The sequence below is a fragment of the Micromonospora sp. NPDC049891 genome (assembly GCF_040660295.1).
Classification (GTDB): domain Bacteria; phylum Actinomycetota; class Actinomycetes; order Mycobacteriales; family Micromonosporaceae; genus Micromonospora.
The window spans coordinates 1-16,274 of the sequence record NZ_JBFAML010000017.1 but is presented as its reverse complement, the minus strand read 5'-3'; the positions used below and the strand labels follow the sequence as shown (position 1 = coordinate 16,274).

General features: G+C 69.7%; 15 protein-coding genes and 1 pseudogene. 7 read left to right on the top strand and 9 right to left on the bottom strand.

Going from position 1 to position 16,274, the window contains the following annotated elements:
* Positions 1 to 7: 7 nt before the first annotated feature.
* Positions 8 to 658: a class I SAM-dependent methyltransferase gene (locus tag AB0I71_RS21135; RefSeq protein ID WP_357587093.1), complete on the bottom strand. Its 651-nt coding sequence runs from the start codon at positions 656 to 658 to the stop codon at positions 8 to 10.
* A 141-nt stretch (positions 659 to 799) separates the two neighbouring features.
* On the opposite strand from AB0I71_RS21135, the gene AB0I71_RS21130 reads away from it, so the two are divergent.
* Positions 800 to 1,681, top strand: a complete 882-nt coding sequence (locus AB0I71_RS21130) for an AraC family transcriptional regulator (RefSeq protein WP_357587270.1) — start codon at positions 800 to 802, stop codon at positions 1,679 to 1,681.
* A gap of 73 nt (positions 1,682 to 1,754) precedes the next feature.
* The gene (locus AB0I71_RS21125; RefSeq protein WP_357587091.1) at positions 1,755 to 2,345 is read left to right on the top strand and encodes a TIGR03086 family metal-binding protein; all 591 of its coding nucleotides are present in this window, start codon (positions 1,755 to 1,757) and stop codon (positions 2,343 to 2,345) included.
* Positions 2,346 to 2,372: 27 nt separating this feature from the next.
* Here the strand turns inward: AB0I71_RS21125 and AB0I71_RS21120 are convergent, their stop codons facing one another.
* Together AB0I71_RS21120 and AB0I71_RS21115 are read right to left on the bottom strand one after the other, a co-directional pair.
* Positions 2,373 to 2,735: a hypothetical protein gene (locus AB0I71_RS21120; RefSeq protein WP_357587089.1), complete on the bottom strand. Its 363-nt coding sequence runs from the start codon at positions 2,733 to 2,735 to the stop codon at positions 2,373 to 2,375.
* 157 nt (positions 2,736 to 2,892) lie between these two features.
* Entirely contained in the window at positions 2,893 to 3,666 is a 774-nt protein-coding gene (locus AB0I71_RS21115) for an SDR family oxidoreductase (protein ID WP_357587087.1), read from the bottom strand.
* A 66-nt stretch (positions 3,667 to 3,732) separates the two neighbouring features.
* Between AB0I71_RS21115 and AB0I71_RS21110 the strand changes: the two genes are divergently transcribed.
* Complete coding sequence (locus tag AB0I71_RS21110) at positions 3,733 to 4,182, top strand: MarR family transcriptional regulator (protein WP_357587085.1); 450 nt, start codon at positions 3,733 to 3,735, stop codon at positions 4,180 to 4,182.
* Positions 4,183 to 4,334: 152 nt separating this feature from the next.
* Positions 4,335 to 5,054: an AAC(3) family N-acetyltransferase gene (locus AB0I71_RS21105; protein WP_357587083.1), complete on the top strand. Its 720-nt coding sequence runs from the start codon at positions 4,335 to 4,337 to the stop codon at positions 5,052 to 5,054.
* 32 nt (positions 5,055 to 5,086) lie between these two features.
* Here AB0I71_RS21105 and AB0I71_RS21100 read toward each other — a convergent pair whose 3' ends face one another.
* The 6 genes from AB0I71_RS21100 to AB0I71_RS21075 form a co-directional block, all read right to left on the bottom strand.
* Positions 5,087 to 5,794, bottom strand: a complete 708-nt coding sequence (locus AB0I71_RS21100; protein WP_357587081.1) for a DUF624 domain-containing protein — start codon at positions 5,792 to 5,794, stop codon at positions 5,087 to 5,089.
* Positions 5,791 to 7,311 carry a xylan 1,4-beta-xylosidase gene (locus tag AB0I71_RS21095; RefSeq protein WP_357587079.1) on the bottom strand — a complete coding sequence of 507 codons (1,521 nt, stop codon included), beginning with the start codon at positions 7,309 to 7,311 and terminating at the stop codon, positions 5,791 to 5,793. Before AB0I71_RS21095 ends, AB0I71_RS21100 begins: the two co-directional genes overlap by 4 nt.
* Positions 7,312 to 7,374: 63 nt before the next feature.
* Positions 7,375 to 9,015: an extracellular solute-binding protein gene (locus AB0I71_RS21090; RefSeq protein ID WP_357587077.1), complete on the bottom strand. Its 1,641-nt coding sequence runs from the start codon at positions 9,013 to 9,015 to the stop codon at positions 7,375 to 7,377.
* Positions 9,016 to 9,061: 46 nt separating this feature from the next.
* Positions 9,062 to 9,994 carry a carbohydrate ABC transporter permease gene (locus AB0I71_RS21085; protein ID WP_357587075.1) on the bottom strand — a complete coding sequence of 311 codons (933 nt, stop codon included), beginning with the start codon at positions 9,992 to 9,994 and terminating at the stop codon, positions 9,062 to 9,064.
* The gene (locus tag AB0I71_RS21080; RefSeq protein WP_357587073.1) at positions 9,991 to 10,971 is read right to left on the bottom strand and encodes an ABC transporter permease subunit; all 981 of its coding nucleotides are present in this window, start codon (positions 10,969 to 10,971) and stop codon (positions 9,991 to 9,993) included. The genes AB0I71_RS21085 and AB0I71_RS21080 overlap by 4 nt, the downstream gene beginning before the upstream one ends.
* On the bottom strand, positions 10,968 to 13,355 hold the full coding sequence (locus AB0I71_RS21075) for a glycoside hydrolase family 3 N-terminal domain-containing protein (RefSeq protein WP_357587071.1): 2,388 nt from the start codon (positions 13,353 to 13,355) through the stop codon (positions 10,968 to 10,970). Before AB0I71_RS21075 ends, AB0I71_RS21080 begins: the two co-directional genes overlap by 4 nt.
* A gap of 296 nt (positions 13,356 to 13,651) precedes the next feature.
* Between AB0I71_RS21075 and AB0I71_RS21070 the strand changes: the two genes are divergently transcribed.
* From AB0I71_RS21070 to AB0I71_RS21060, 3 genes and pseudogenes are all read left to right on the top strand, one after another.
* Positions 13,652 to 14,683 carry a substrate-binding domain-containing protein gene (locus AB0I71_RS21070; protein WP_357587069.1) on the top strand — a complete coding sequence of 344 codons (1,032 nt, stop codon included), beginning with the start codon at positions 13,652 to 13,654 and terminating at the stop codon, positions 14,681 to 14,683.
* 21 nt (positions 14,684 to 14,704) lie between these two features.
* The gene (locus AB0I71_RS21065) at positions 14,705 to 15,751 is read left to right on the top strand and encodes an acetylxylan esterase (protein WP_357587067.1); all 1,047 of its coding nucleotides are present in this window, start codon (positions 14,705 to 14,707) and stop codon (positions 15,749 to 15,751) included.
* A gap of 263 nt (positions 15,752 to 16,014) precedes the next feature.
* A pseudogene (locus AB0I71_RS21060) lies at positions 16,015 to 16,274 on the top strand (1,4-beta-xylanase); the annotation flags it as partial.

Sequence of the window (16,274 nt, the reverse complement as noted above, 5' to 3'; positions counted from 1 at the left end):
GTCCGCCTCAGGGTGCCTCCGCGCGGTAGAAGGCGAAGCGGCCGAACCACGCCTTGCCCCCGCCGTTCCTCGCGACGCCGCTCAGGCCGGCGTCGACAAGTGCGGCCAGCACCCGCTCGGGGAGGCTGGCGGCCACCCGGGCGTTGCGGTGCGCCATCCCCCCGCCTCGCCCGGACGGCGTTCCGTCGATGTCGAGCACGTGCAGTTCGCCGCCGCGACGCAGGACCCGCCTGACCTCCCGTAGCGCCCGGGTACGTTCCTCGTCGTCCAGGTGGTGCAGCATGAACGCGGACAGCACCCGGTCGACGCTGCCGTCGGGCAGCGGTAGCGCCCCGGCGAACGCCTGCTCGTAGCGGATCGGCAGGCCGCTCCGGGTCGCCTTGCGGCGGGCACGGCGCAGCGCGGCCGGGTCCGGGTCGATGCCCAGCGCGTCGGTGTCCGGGAGGCGGTGCCCGAGCGCGGTCAGGAGGTTGCCGGTACCGCAGCCGATCTCCAGGATCCGCTGGCCGGACCGGAGGTTCGCCCGGTCCATCAGTTGCCCGTGGATACGCCCGATTCCCGCGAGACGGGAGAACGGATCGTAGAGCGGCAGCAGCCAGTGCTTGCCCATGCCGGGCAGGTACTGCTGTGCGTCGGTGGGGTGGGACTGTCCGGTCATGCGACGCTCCGATATCAGATGAAGTTCGGTCGTACTCTCAGCGTCATGGAGCGCGACACAGTGGGCAATGGCGTAACTGTGGACCGGATGCGACGAAGTTCGGTTGCCGGGTCCCGGGCCGTCGGAGTGACCGGGCAGGGCGTGCCGGTCATCGGGTTCGACCGGGTGGCCGGCGTCGCCCCTGTCGCCGTGGCTCGTGTCCCCCAGGGCACACCCACCGTGGACCCGGTAGCCAGCGGCGCTCACGCCCACGACTTCCTGGTGCTCTTCTACGCGCACCGGGCCGACGGCAGGTTAGTGATCGACAACCGCAGGTGGTCGGTGACCGACGGGGACCTGTTCGTCATCGCACCGGGGCAGGTCGTCTCCTTCCTCGACCCGATCGAGACGACGGTCTCCGACGGGTGGGCGGTGTGGTTCCCGACCGACGTGGTGCGGCCCGGTAGGTCGGGGGCCTACTCGTCGTGGCGGTCGCACCCATTGCTTCTCCCGTTCGCCCACGGCACCCACCGGGCACAGCGGCTGCGCATCCCACCGTCCGACCGGGTGGCCTGGGTGCAGCGCTTCGCCACCCTGGACGCCGAGCGCGCCCGGCGCGACGGTCACCGAGAGGCCGCGCTCGCCCACCTGACTCTGTTGCTGGTGGCCGCGGCCCGGTTGCCGACCGGCGTCGCCGATCAGCTGCGCTCGGCGGAGGAGCCACTGCTCGCGGCGGTCTTCGACGTCATCGAGCGGCGCTACCAGGAGCCCATCTCGCTCGCCCACGTCGCCGCCGACCTGGCGCTCACCGCCGGGCATCTCACCACCGTGGTCCGCCGCCGGACCGGCCGGACCGTGCAGCAGTGGATCGGGCAGCGCCGCATGCAGCAGGCCCGCCTGCTGCTCGTCGACACCGACCTGACCGTGGCGGCGATCAGCCGCCGGGTCGGCTACCCCGACGTCAGCTACTTCATCAAACGCTTCCGGGCCGAACACGGGGTTACCCCGACCCGGTGGCGCGACGCCGCCCCCGGCACCCCATGACCGGCCGTCGTCACGGGCTGTCTGTCGGTCCCGGCGCGTAGCGTGCGGACGTGTTCGCGTCGAAGGAGCAGAGATGATCGACAGTAACGGCAGCCCGAATGTCGAGCCCGCGGCCCGCGCGCTGAAGGCGCTGCTGCCCGGGGTGGCCGACGACCAGCTCTCCGCTCCCACTCCCTGCGAGAGCTGGACGGTCGGCGACCTGCTCGACCACCTCATGGGGCTGACGCTCGCGTTCCGGACGGCCGCGGAGAAGGGACCGGATCCGGCGCCTGACGGTCCGGGTGACCCGTCGGTCGACCAGCTTGACCCGCAGTGGCGCAGCCGACTGCCGGTGCGGCTCGACGAGTTGGTCGCCGCCTGGCGTGAGCCGGCCGCCTGGACGGGCGAGACCGCGGTCGGTGGGGTGGTCCTGCCGGCCGAGCTCATGGGTGTCGTCGCGCTCAACGAACTTGTCGTCCACGGCTGGGATCTCGCCCGCGCGACCGGGCAGCCGTACGACATCGATGACCAGACCCTCGACACGGTTCACCGCCTGGTGTCCCAACAGGCCAGCAGCGACGGCACCCCCGGCCTGTTCGGGCCGTCGATCACCCAGCCCGATGATGCTCCGCTGCTCGACCGGGTCCTCGGGCTCACCGGCCGTAGTCGGGGGTGGAGATCCTAGTTCGATCGGCGGCTGGCGTCGGGACGATCATTCGGGGTGGCCGGCAAGCGGGTTCACCAGCATGGTCCGGTGGCGAGGATCGAGTGACAGCCATCCTGTCACCCGATCGTCGGGTAGCAGTGCCGCCCACGGGATCTCCGCAGGTGTTCGCGTGCCAGGGCCGATGAACAACACGAACTGCCATGGCTCCTGCCCACTGGGTCCGCACCAGGCCCGGCCGCGGATACACGGTTCGGCGGCCCGCAGCTCGTACCTTTCGGCAACGAGGCCATCGCACCAGTACCACCGGAGGTGGCGGTCCTCGAAGCCCTGAAGCTCCGCGCAGATGCGGAACTCCAGCCGTACCCAGAAGTCCTGCTCCTCCATCTCGACCCCCGCCCGCAACTGCACGCCACGGCAACCGACGTGATCAGGAGCCGCGCACCCCGGCAAGGGCTCCATGATGGCCGACCGCCTTCACGTTCGGCTGTCCCGACACCTGAGTGGGTGGGGCGTGGTCAGGCCTCGGCGGCCGTCCGTGTCCGTAGGTCAGCGGCCGGCGTCGACGTCACCCTCGGGCGAGTTCGCGGCCACCTGCCAGGGACAGCGTCTGCCCGTTGACGTGGCCGTTCGCGGCCGAGGCGAGATAGGTGATGGCGGTGGCGATGTCGTCGGGAGTGCAGATGCGACCGGTCGGGGTCTTCTCCGATTCGGCCGCGACCGCTTCCGGCCCGAGGAACGGAGCGTTCAGCGCCTTGTCGGTGAGGGTGAAGCCGGGACGCACGATGTTCGTCAGAATGCCGTGCCGGGCTTCCCGGACGGCGAGCACGCGGGCGGCGGTCTCCAGCGCTCCCTTCGCGGTGGCGTAGGCGAGCGGCCCGGCCATGGGTTGCTCGACGATGTCGGTCGACACCACGACGACGCGTCCCCAGCCGGCGGCGCGCATGGCCGGCAGGGCCGCGTCGATCAGAGCTGCCGGCCCGACGGTGTTGACGGCCAGCGACATGGTGAGGCCGCCGATCTCGTCGGCGTCGAAGGAGGGCCACTGCACGGCGTTGGCGACCAGGACGGAGACCGGTCCGAGACGTTCGGTGATCTCGTCGATGACGTGCGGCACGGCGGTGACGATGCGGTGATCAAGGCGGACGGCACAGGCCTGGCCGCCGGTGCGCGTGATGACGTCGACCACGTCCATGGCGCCGTCGTGGTTGGTGTGCCAGGACACGGCGACAGCGGCGCCTTCCGCCGCCAGGTGCAGCGCCGTGGCTCGGCCGATGGCTCCGGAAGCCCCGGTGACGAGGGCGACCTTGTTCGACAAACCGGTTTCCATCATCAGCTCCATAGCCGGCTATAGGTTAGCCGACTATGTAACATCCGACGGTGGCTCGTCAACTCGTAGACTGCCCAGGTGGAGCTCACGGATGTGCTGGCAACCAACAAGGCCCTGGTCAAGGTGGCCAAGCTGTACCGCAGCGCGCAGGCCGACGTGTTGAGCGCGCTCGCCCTACATCCGGGACAGGACGTCCTGCTGTGGATGCTCGGCCAGGAGCCCGACGGCATGACGGTCTCTGAGATCGCCGCTCGGCTCGGAGTGGAACAACCCACTGTCACCCGCAGCCTCAGCCGCCTGCACCAGGGCGGCTGGTTCGTCAGGGAGGCCGTGCCGGGCGACAGGCGGGCCACCCGGGTCCAGTTGACCCGGAAGGGCCGGGCGGTCATCCCGGAGATCGAAGCGGCCTGGCGTACGCTCGCCGAGACCGCGACTGCCGGGATGGCGGACGACCAACGCGCCACCCTGGTGCACCTGCTGGAGAAGGTGCGGGAAAACCTGCTCACCCTTGCCGCCGAAACCGAGTGAGCAGACCGTCAGCCGGTGCCGGGGTTCACTCCGCATGGTCACGGCCATACCCCGGGTAGGATCTGCTGATCGACGCTGGCCCGCCATACACGCGCGCCGCACTCGCCGGGGACCTGACGTCGCTCGGCGTGCGGCGCGGGTCGGTGTCGCTTGTGCACTCGTCACTCAAAGCGCTCGGCTGGGTCTGCGGCGGCCCGGTCGCGGTGGTCCAGGCGCTGCTCGACTCGCTGGGCCCGGAGGGCACCCTGGTGGTGCCGACGCACACGCCGGACAACACCGATCCCGCCGGCTGGCGGCACCCGCCCGTACCGGAGACATGGTGGCCGGTGATCCGCGCCCACATGCCCGGGTTCGACCCGTCGGTCACGCCGAGCCGGTGGATGGGCGTGGTCGCGGAGACCGTCCGTACCTGGCCGGGCGCGCGGCGCAGCGACCACCCGCAGGTGTCGTTCGCGGCCGTCGGTCCGGCCGCCGAAGCGGTGGTGACCGGGCACCGGCTTGACGACATGCTCGGGGAGCACTCACCGCTGGGTGCCGTCTACCGGCTGGACGGTGACGTCCTGCTGCTCGGCGCCGCCCACGGCAGCAACACGTCACTGCACCTGGCCGAGTACCGGTTGCCGGACCCGCCGCGCAGACGGGAGGGCTCGGCTGTCCGCACTCCCACCGGCCGGGCCTGGGAAGAATGGCAGGACGTCGACACCGACGAGAGCGACTTCGACCAGGTCGGCGACGCCTTCGAGAGCATCGGCAGCACGCGGATCGGGCGGGTCGGCGGGGCCGAGTGCCGGCTGATGCGCCAGCGCGCGCTTGTCGACTTCGCCGTCGACTGGCTCACCGCCCATCGGACGCCCCGCGAGCCACAGCGCTGACCGGCGACCAGGACGACAAGCGGACTCCGGCGTCAACGGCCGGGCGAGAGCTCATCGGCTTTCACGAATTCCTCCCGGATGATGTCGATCATCGGTGCGCCGCCGCGGACCAGCGCCAGGGCCAGCACCGAGGCGAGCGCGACGAGCGCCGCCTCCGAGGCGACGATGGTGAGCGCCGTCGCGGCCACCAGCAGCAACGCGGTGCCGACGGCGACCACCGGGGTACGCAGCACGAAGTACCCGGCCAGTCGGAACACGTCGCGCAGCCGGAACGTGAACAGCGACGTGATCACCAGTGCGTTGACTCCGATCACGGACACCCCGGCGCCGACCAGCACCAACGGCACCGCCCACCACCCGGGCACCCCTGCGGCCGGCAGGTTGACCAGGTTGACCGCGAGGACTGTCAGCCACAGCAGGGTCGGTACCCAGACCAGCAGCGAGCCGGCCAGGTTGGCGCGGTAGCCGCGCCAGTACCGCCGCCACGGATGCAGCTCGGTCAGGTCGAGACGCTGCCGGTGCAGGGCGTACAGCGCGGCGGAGAACGCCGGACCGAACGGCACCGCACAGACCGCGACCAGCGGCAGGTTGCTCACGTGCCGCTCCAGCGCGAAGAGTGCCACCAGGCCGGGGGCCGCGCAGAGCAGCAGCAGCAACTCGACCACGAGCAACGTGTAGATCAGCGCCGCGCCCCGGGACAGCGGGCCGGCGCCGAACTCCCGACGGGCCGCGGTGCTCACGACGGCTCCCCGCCGAGCAGCCGACTGTCATCCCACCATTGTGGGGTCTCGTCGGTCACCGCGCTCACCTCGGCAAGGGTCACCTCGTGCCGGGCCAGGTGCAGGTCCAACTCGACGCGGCCGGCCAGCACCGGCAGCGAGCCGTGCCGCCGGGCCGGTTCCGCTGCCTGCCGTAGCGCGTCCAGCTGGCGGGCGGTGGGGGAGGGCGGTCGCCCCAGCTCACACCAGGCCCGCCAGGCGTTGCCGGCCTCCTCGCTGACCGAGGAGCGCAGCAGGAAGGCGGTACGGGCCGTCGCGTCGGCGACCGGCAGGGACAGGCGTACGGTGTGGCCGTCCACCGGGTCACGGCCGGTGACGTCGACCGGAGCCCAGGCCAGCACGGCGATCCGGCCGGTGTCGTCGCGGGTGACCAGGTGGTCCGCGCCACGGGCCAGGATCTGCCCGCCCAGCCGGTTCATGAAGGCGTACAGGTGGAACGTGGGCTTGCGGATCTGACGGTGGGTGAGCAGGCCGAAGCCGCCGTGGAACAGCGTGGTCGGGATGCCCACCTCCTCGAACACGTCGCTGAAGGTCCAGTACGCGAAGGAGTCGACCAGGTCGCCGCCGCCGGCCAGTACCGGGGCGAGGTAGGCGGCATGGAAGGCGGTGTCGTGGATGGGGTTGTCCGGCCGGTACGAACTGTTGAACTCGGTGATGTGCACCGGCAGGTCGGCCAGCGCGGTGCCGGCGAGCAACTGGCGAGGGCTGGCGAACTGCTCCAGCAGCCGCTGCGCCGGAGCGAGGCTCTGGTGGACACCGAACGGCACGTGTTGGGCCGGGCCGGAACTGTAGGCGTGCCGGCTGACGAAGTCGATGGGCACCGAGCGGTCGGTGACGAACTCGGCGAACCGGGGCAGCCACGCGTCGTCGGCGCCGGGAGAGAGTGCCGGACCACCGACCTGGAGGTCGGCGTCGACGTCCTTCACCGCGTGCGCGGTGACCTCGTAGAGCCGGTGGTAGGCGTCGGCGTCCGCGTCCTGCCAGAACTCCTTCAGGTCGGGCTCGTTCCACACCTCGATCGGCCAACCCCGCACCTCGTCCAGGCCGTACCGGTCGACGAGGTGGCCGACGGTGGCCCGGACCAGGTCGGCCCATTCGCCGTGCGATCGGGGCGGGGTGACATTGCCCCGCCACCAGAAGACCGTCTGGTCCCCGCTGGCCAGCTCGGAAGGCATGAAACCCAGCTCCACGAAGGGCCGGATGCCCAGTTCCAGGTACGCGTCGACGACCTGGTCGACGTAGCCGAAGGCGTGCCGGACGTGGCGTTGGCCCCGGTACTCGTACGGTCGGTGCACGCCGACGCCGTCGCTGAGCAGGCCGTGTCCTCGGATGTACCGGAACCCGATCTCGCGTTGGACCAGCGCCAGCGAGTCCTGGTAGTCGCGCCGCAGGGCCAGGTCGAACCGGCCGGTGCCGACGGCGAGCCGCCACGCGTCGCTCAGCCGGCCGACGGGTTGCTCCGCAACGGTGATGCGCATCGTCGTCCTCGGGGGCAGGTGTCCGGTCCGGTCGCGCCGACACGACCGGACCGGACACGTCTTCTAGTTGTTGTTCTCCTGGAAGCGCTTGTACGCCTTGTTGACCGTCTCCAGGTAGGCGTCCATGTTCTTGCTCTTCAGCTCCGCCACGTACGCGTCCCACTGGGCGAAGTCACGCTGCCCGAGGATGAACTGGAGCGTCGCCTGGTAGACGTGGTCCTTCAGCGGGGTCTCCCAGAGCGACACCTGCTCCCGCTCCTCGTCGCTGAGCGGGTACGGCGGCGGCGGCGACTTCGGCGCCCGGGCGTTCATCACCTGCTGGAACTCCTGCTCCTCGGGGGAGAAGAACGCCTGCACCAGCTCGGGCTTGCCGCCGTAGGCGAACACCCCGTTGCCGAAGCCGAAGTCCTTCTGCAGGTGCTTGGGCGCGCCGGGGTTGAGGCCGATCATGTCGACGTCGGGGGCGAGGGTGTTCTTGCCGGCGGCGTCCTTGACGAAGGTCGTCCCCTCGACACCCCACTTGGCGAACTCCTGGCCCTCGTCGGAGTACCAGAGCCAGTCGACGAACTGCATCATGGCCACGAAGTTCTTGCTCTCGCGGGCCTTCGAGGAGATCATCATGCCGTTCTCGAGCCGGCTGGCCGGGTTGATCTCGCCGGCTGGTCCTACCGGCAGCGGGATCTTGGTGATCTTCGCCTTCGGGTTGGTCGCCGCCAGGTCAGGCCGGTAGTCGTTGACCAGGGTCTGCGCGTTGGTGCTGATCACGAAGGACTTGCCGTTGGCGAGCTTCTGCCGGGCCAGATCGTCGGTCTGGGTGAAGCTCTCCGGGTCGAGCAGCTTCTCCGACACCAGCTTGTTGAGGTACTCGAGCATGTGCCGGTAGTGCTCGCTGGCGCCGGTGTACTCGAACTGCTGCGCCTGCGCGTTCCAACTGACGTGCTGGAAGTTCCAGCCCGCGCCCGCCAGGCCGTGCGACACGGCCAGCAGGTTCAGCAGGTTGCCGGCGGGGTTGGGCTGGCTGAACCGGTCGGAGAACGGGTAGATGGCGGGGTACTTCGCCTTCATCGCCTTGAGCATGGTGTAGACGTCGTCCCAGGTCTTGGGGATGTCCAGGTTCAGCTCTTCGAGGATGTCGGTGCGGACCGCCAGGGAGTAGTCGTGCCAGGGCTTCTCGTGCAGGCCCGGCAGCAGGTAGAACTTGCCGTCCTGCTGGCGCAGCGTGTCCATCTCAGCCTTCAGGTTCCACTTCTCGATCTTGTCCTTGAAGTTCGGCATCAGATCGAGGTAGTCGCTGACCGGCAGGATCGCCCCCGAGGAGACGTACGCGTGCACGTCCGGCGGATACGTCTTGGGGATGAGCAGTGGGGCGTCGCCGGCACCGATGAGCAGGCTGCGCTTCTGGTTGTAGTCGCTCAGCGGCACGGAGACCTTTTCGAGGCTGACGTTCGTCCGGGACTTCAACTCCGTCCAGAACAGCCAGTCCTCCTTGAGCGGATAGTTCGGATGGTTGTTGTAGAGGACGGAGAAGGAGAGCGGCTCGGTGGCCTTGAACTGGGTACCGGCGGCGTAGTTCTCCATCGCGCCGGCCCGGTTCTCCGACAGGTCCTCGCTGTCGGACGGGTCGTCGCCACAGGCGGTGACGCTGCCGAGGGCTAGCAGCACGGCAGCAGCCGCCGCCGCGTGACGCCACGATCTGCGGAACATGGCGGGATCCTTTCAACTCGGTGGTGGGAGGGGTGGTTGCTTCTGGTCAGCCCTTGACCGCGCCGAGCATGATGCCCCGGACGAAGTACCGTTGGACGAAGGGATAGACCAGCAGGATCGGCAGGGTGGTGAGCACGATGGTGACCGCCTTGAGCGTCGCCTCGGCCTGTACCTCGTTGGCCTCGGTGATCGACCCGACGTTCTCCGCGCCGGTGGCGCCGGCGATCAGGTTGCGGAGGTACACGGTGACCGGCCACAGCTCCTGCCGGTCCATGTAGAGGAACGCCGCGAACCAGGAGTTCCAGAAGGCCACCGCGTAGAAGAGCACCATCGTGGCGACGATGGCCTTCGACAGCGGCAGCACGATCCGCAGCAGGATCCCGTACGTGTTGAGACCATCGACGGCGGCGGCCTCCTCCAACTCCGTCGGCAGGCTCTCGAAGAACGCCTTCATCACCAGCAGGTTGAACACGTTTATGGCGTTGGGCAGCGCGATGGCCCAGACGCTGTTCTTCAGGCCCAGGCTGGTGACCAGGACGTAGTTGGGGATCAGGCCGCCGGTGAAGAACATGGTGAAGACCGCGATGCCGACCAGGGCGCTGCGCCCCTTGAGCTGTTTCTTGGACAGCACGTACGCGTAGCAGGTGGTCATCACGATCGAGATGACGGTCGCGGTGACCGTGTAGAACACCGTGTTCCGGTAGTTCGTCCAGAACAGCGAGTCGGACATCAGCAACTGGTAGGTGTCCAGGGTGAAGCCGCGCGGTACGAGGTTCACCTGCCCGGCGATGATGTACGACTCGTGGCTCATCGACCGGGCGACGATGTTGACGAACGGGTAGAGCGTCACCACCACCACGAGGGTCAGGATGATCCCGTTGACGACGCGGAACGCCCGGTACCCGCGGGTCTCCTGGATGCCGCGCCGACGGGGACGGGGCTTGGATCCGGTCGGCCGCTGGGCGGCGTCGATGGTCACCACAGGCTCGTCCCCACCGTGCGGCGGGCGATCAGGTTCGCCGACATCACCAGGATCAGCCCGATGACCGCCTCGAACAGCCCGATCGCCGCGGCGTAACTGAAGTTGCTGGACGCGAAGCCCATCCGGAACAGGTAGGTGGACAGGACGTCGGCGGTCGGATAGGTCAGCGGGTTGTACAGCAGCAGGATCTTCTCGAACCCGACCGCCATGAAGGTGCCGATGTTGAGGATCAGCAACGTCACCATCGTCGGCCGGATGCCGGGCAGCGTGACGTGCCAGGTCTGTCGCCACCGGCTCGCACCGTCGATCCGGGCCGCCTCGTAGAGGTCATCGTCGATGGTGGTGAGCGCGGCCAGGTAGAGGATCGTGCCCCAGCCCACCGTCTGCCAGACCTCCGAGGAGACGTAGATGGTGCGGAACCACTCCGGCCTTTGCAGGAACGGAATCGCCTCACCGCCACCGGCGCGAACGAGTTGGTTGACCGTGCCGTCCATGGACAGCAGCTGCATGACGATGGCCGCGACGATCACGATGGACAGGAAGTGCGGCAGGTAGGACACGGACTGCACGAAACGCTTCAGCTTGCGGGCCCGCACCTCGTTGAGCAGCAACGCCAGCACGATGGGCAGGGGGAAGCAGAACAGCAGGGTCAGCGCGCCCAGCACCAGGGTGTTGGTGAAGACGTTCCAGAACGTCGGGTCGTTGAGGAACATCTTGAAGTAGCGCAGCCCGACCCAGTACTCACCGAAGATGTTGCCGCCGGGCTGGAACCGCCGGAAGGCGATCACGTTGCCCAGCATCGGCAGGTACCGGAAGATCAGGAAGAACAGCAGCGGCAGGATGGCCAGCGAGTACAGCTGCCAGTCCCGCCGCAGGGCGCGGCGCCAGGTCTGGCGGGCCGCCCGCGGCGGTCGGTCCGGCGCCGTCGGGCCGGGGGCGGGTGCGGACGGGGTAAGTGTGGTCGTGGTGCTCATGCCGGGCTCCCCGGCAAGGGCTCGACACGTACCCCTGACAGCAGCTCGCGGTGGTGACCGACCTCGCGCTCGCCGCCGGCCAGCCGCAGTGCCAGGCTGGCCACCGCTTCGCCGCTGGAGCGGCTGAGCCGCAGCTGCACCTCGCCGGGCTCGACCACGCGCCGGCCGTGCACTCCGGTGAACGAGGTGACGTCGGCGGAGACCGCGAAGCTGACCCGGGCCGTCGCGCCCGGCTCCAGCGGTACCCGCGCGTAGCCGATCAGGCGCACCACCGGTCGGGTGGTCTGTGCCACCGGATCGTGCAGATAGAGCTGGACGATCTCGGTGCCGGCCCGGGCACCGGTGTTGCGGACCGTGACGCCGACGGTAACCTCCCCGTCGACCGGCCAGGTCGCCGGCTCACCTGTGACGCCGCCGGGCGCGTCGGCCACCTCGGCGTCGCTCCACTCGAAGGTGGTGTAGCTGAGACCGTGGCCGAACGGGAACGCCGGCGTCGGATCCACCGAGGACACCTCGGTGCGCCGGCCCAGGATGGGGGTGAGGTACGTGCCGGGCAGGCCACCTGCGTGCCGGGGCACGCTGACCGGCAGTCTCCCCGACGGATTCACCTCGCCGGTGAGGATCTCGGCCAACGCCTCGCCGCCGAGCTGACCGGGGAAGAACGCCTGCACGATGGCGGCCGCGCCGTCCACGTCCGCGCCGAGCGCGTACGGCCGGCCGGAGAGCACCACCAGGACCACCGGGGTTGCAGTGGCCAGCACCGCGCGGACCAGTTCGGCCTGCACCCCGGGCAGCTGGAGGTCGACCGCGTCGCAGCCCTCGCCGGAGGTGCCCCGGCCGAACATGCCGGCCCGGTCGCCGACGGCAAGGACACAGACATCGGCGTCGGTGGCCGCCTGGACCGCCGCGGCGATGCCGGAGGTGTCGTCGCCGGTGATGCCGGTGCCTGGTACGTGGGTGAGCTGCGGATGCCGACGTTGGAGCGCCTCGCGCAGGGACGGGATCTCGACCCCGGTGCCGTGCTCGGGATGATGCACACCCACGTGCAGCGGGAACGAGTAGCAGCCGAGCATCGCCATCGCGTCGTCCGCGACCGGCCCGACCAGCGCGACCCGCTGGTGGGCGGCGAGGGGCAGCAGCTCGTCCCGGTTGCGGAGCAGAACGACTGACTGGCGGGCCAACCGCAGGGCGACGGCCTGGCTGGCCTCGTCGTCGAGGCGCAGCGCCTCGACCTCGGCCGGCAGCTCGCGCCAGCCCTCGTCGAGCAGACCCAGCTCGATCTTCTGGATAAGCACCCGCCGAAGGGCGCGGTCGACATGTGCCTCGCTGACCTCGCCGGAGCGCACCGCCGCCGCCAGCGGCGCGCCGTAGGCGTCCACAGTGGGCAGCTCCACGTCGATCCCGGCCCGCAGGGCCAGCCCTGCTGCCGCCGCGGCGTCGGCCGCGACACCGTGCAGGGTCTCCAGGAACCGGACGGCGAAGTAGTCGGCGACGAGCACGCCGTCGAAGCCCCACTCGTCGCGCAGCGTCCGGGTGAGCAGCTCCTCGTCGGCCGCCGCCGGCACACCGTCGATCTCGGCGTACGAATTCATCACCGATCGCGCCCCGCCGAGGCGCAGGGCCATCTCGAAGGGCGGGAGGATCACGTCGGCCAGTTCCCGGCGTCCCATCGCCGTCGGCGCCAAATTCCGCCCGCCGCGCGAAGCCGAGTAGCCGGCGAAGTGCTTGAGCGTCGCCACCACCCCGGCCCGCTCCAGCCCGCGTACGTATGCCGCGCCGATCGTGCCGACCAGGTAGGGGTCCTCGGCGATCGTCTCCTCGGTGCGCCCCCAGCGGTAGTCGCGGGTGACGTCCAGCACCGGCGCGAGTCCCTGGTGGACACCGGCCGCCCGCATCGATCGGCCGATCAGGCCGGCCATCTCCTCCACCAGCTCCGGGTCGAAGGCCGCACCCCAGCTCAGCGGTGCCGGGTAGACGGTCGCTCGCCAGGCGGCGAAACCGGTGAGGCACTCCTCGTGCACCTGGGCCGGAATACCGAACCGGCTCGCCGCGACGATCTGCGCCTGCGAGGCCGCCAGGGACCGCGCGCCGAGGACCGGATCCACCGGCGCGGTCCCGAAGGGCCGGGTCAGCTGCCCCAGGCCGTGCCGGATCGCCTCCTGCCACGGTGGAATGTGCTCGACCATGTCGGTCTGGTGCGGAGCGACGCCTTCGCCGGAGGCGTCCGCGCCGACCCAGAGACCGACCAGCTGGGCGAGCTTCTCCTCCAGCGACATCAGCGGGATGAGCGCGTCGGCCCGTTCGTCCGGTCGCAGCTTCGGGTCACGCCATCGATCGGCGTGGGAGGACGCCAATCGGTCGTCGACGGGCAGCTGACTTGTCATGCGAACCCCTCCGGCCGGGTCCGGGAGCGTCTCCCGGCAGGCCACGCCGACCGCCGTGGGACACGGCGATTATCGAAATTTTCGGAAACCTGCTCGGCACCTGTGTCCGGGAACCTAAGGGCGTCGACAGGGCATGTCAAGGGGCGCGGAAAGACTGTTCAGACCGTACTTGCCGTGCGGGTAAGCGATTGCCGGCATTCACCGTGACGAGTGGGCGCCATCGACTCGGGTCACCTTCCATCGGTCCGAAGCGTGTTAGAGTCTCCGAAATTTTCGGACTCGTTGCAGAGGATCGGATGGCAGAGAAGCGTTCACCGGCAGCGCTCGGCTCCGCGACCATCGCGACCATCGCGCGGGAGGTCGGCGTCTCCTCGGCGACCGTCTCCAAAGTCCTCAACGGACGATCCGACGTCGCGGCCGTCACCCGGGCGCGGGTCGAGGCCAGCCTGCAGCGACACCGCTACCGCAGGCGTGCCCGCCGAGCGCCCGGCGAAGGCCAGATCGACCTGGTGTTCCACGAGTTCGGCTCGGACTGGGCCTTGGAGATCATCAGGGGGGTCGAGGCGGTCGCCACCCTCACCGGGGTGAACGTCGTGCTGTCACAGCTCAACGCCGCCCGCCGGCCGCCGCAGTCCTGGGTCGACGCGGCGGTCGCCCGGCGTCCCCTCGGGGTGCTGCTGGTCATGTGCAACCTCACCGACTCGCAGCGACAGCAGTTGCAGCGGCAGTCGATTCCCGTGGTCGTGATCGACACTGACAGCGCCAGCGTCGCCTCAGTGCCCACCGTCGGCTCGAACAACTGGAACGGTGGCCTGATCGCCACCCGGCACCTGCTGGATCTCGGGCATCGCCGGATCGCTGTCATCTCCGGCCCACGGGATGTGCTCTGCGCCCGGGCCCGTACGGCCGGCTTCCGATGCGCCCACGAGGAACTCGGCGTCCCGATCGACGCCACGCTGATCCGGCACGGCAACTTCCACCTCGACGCCGGCTACACGCACGGCATCGAGCTGCTGAGTCGGCCCGACCGACCGACGGCGATCTTCGCCGGCTCGGATCTCCAGGCGTTGGGGGTGCTGCGGGCAGCCCGGCAGCTCGGCCTCGACGTTCCCGGTGACGTGTCGGTGGTCGGCTACGACAACCTTCCGCTCTCCGCCTGGATCGGTCCGGCCCTGACCACTGTCAATCAACCGTTGCGCGACATGGCCGGCACCGCCGCCCAGATGCTGCTCGATCTCGCCCGCGGCAATGCCCTGCCCACCAGCCGGATAGACCTCGTCGCCGAGCTGGTGATCCGGGAGAGCACCGCACCGCCTTCACATCCCTGACCGAGCCCGTTGCGAGGAACCATGCCCCTGTTCGACCTGCCTCTGGACCAGTTGCGGCAGTACGCACCAGCCGTGGCCGAGCCCGCCGATTTCGACGAGTTCTGGCGGTCGACCCTGGACGCGGCGGCGCAGTCACCGGTGCTGCTCGACGTCCGCCCCGTACCGACCGACCTGCGCCTGGTGGACAGTTGGGACGTCACCTTCGCCGGCTTCGGTGGTGATCCGGTCCGGGCCTGGTACAACCGGCCCGCCGGAGTCGACGACGCGTTGCCGGTGATCGTCGAGTATGTCGGCTACGGCCGTGGCCGTGGGTTGCCGCACGAACGTCTGACCTGGCCGGTCGCCGGTTACGCCCACCTGCTCATGGACGCCAGGGGGCAGTCGGGCCAGTACGGCGCGGGAGACACACCGGACCCGCACGGCCAGGCGCAGGGCGGGCCGTCGCCGGTGACCCGAGGCATCCTGAGCCCGGAGGGCTACTACTACCGCCGCCTCATCACCGACGCGGTACGCGCGGTCGAGGCCGCGCGGGCCCTGCCGGGGGTCGATCCGCACGGTGTCGTGGCGGCCGGCAACAGCCAGGGCGGCGGCCTGGCCCTGGCTGTTGCCGGGCTCGACGTCGAACTGGCCGCCGTGCTCACCACCGCGCCGTTCCTCTGCCACCTGCAACGGGCCATCGAGATCACCGAGGTCGGCGTCTACGGCGAGATCGTCAACTACCTGGCGGTCAACCGGGACGCGGAGCCGGTCGTACGGCGCACCCTGTCCTACGTCGACGGGGTCAGCTTCGCTCGTCGGGCCGTGGCACCTGTCCACTTCGGGATCGGGCTGCGAGACATGGTCTGCCCCCCGAGCACCGGGTTCGCCGCCTACAACCACTACGGCGCCGCCGCCGATGGCCCGCCTGCCGAGCGGACGATGCACGTGTATCCGTTCAACGGCCACGAGCACGGCGACGCCACCCACGTGCGACGGCAGCTCCGCTGGCTGGCCGACGTGCTCGGCGGCGGGACTTCGGACCGGCCGCACGGACCGAAACTTTCGGGGGCGCTGATCTCGCCTGCGTGACCGAGTTCCCCATGGCGCACCGCCGGTGCCGGAGACGAACCGTGACTCGGACGAACAGTCGAAGACTGCTCGGGCGCGTTGAGCTTTCGGACCTGTTTCGATACTGTTTTCGATACAACAGCCTCGATCTACTCACGATGGTCGGCTGAATGCACCGGCCGACGCGGCATCCGGGCGACCGCGTCGGCGAGGGAGGGCCATCGTGCTGGGCAGTAGTCGGGGCCGGCTACTCATCAGCACGGCTTCGTCGAAAGGCTCATGCCATGAACAACGCCCTCGCCCGCGCCAGCGGGCGGCTGGCTACCCGACTGCGACCGCGCGCCGCGCTGGTCTCGGCCGCAGCCGGTCTCGCCCTCGTCGCCACCAGCATGGTGGTGGTGACCTCCAGTGCCCAGGCTGCCGAGTCCACCCTTGGGGCGGCTGCCGCGCAGTCCGGCCGTTACTTCGGTGCTGCGGTGGCGGCGAACAAGCTCTCCGATTCCACCTATGTCGGCATCCTCAATCGTGAGTTCAACTCGGTCAC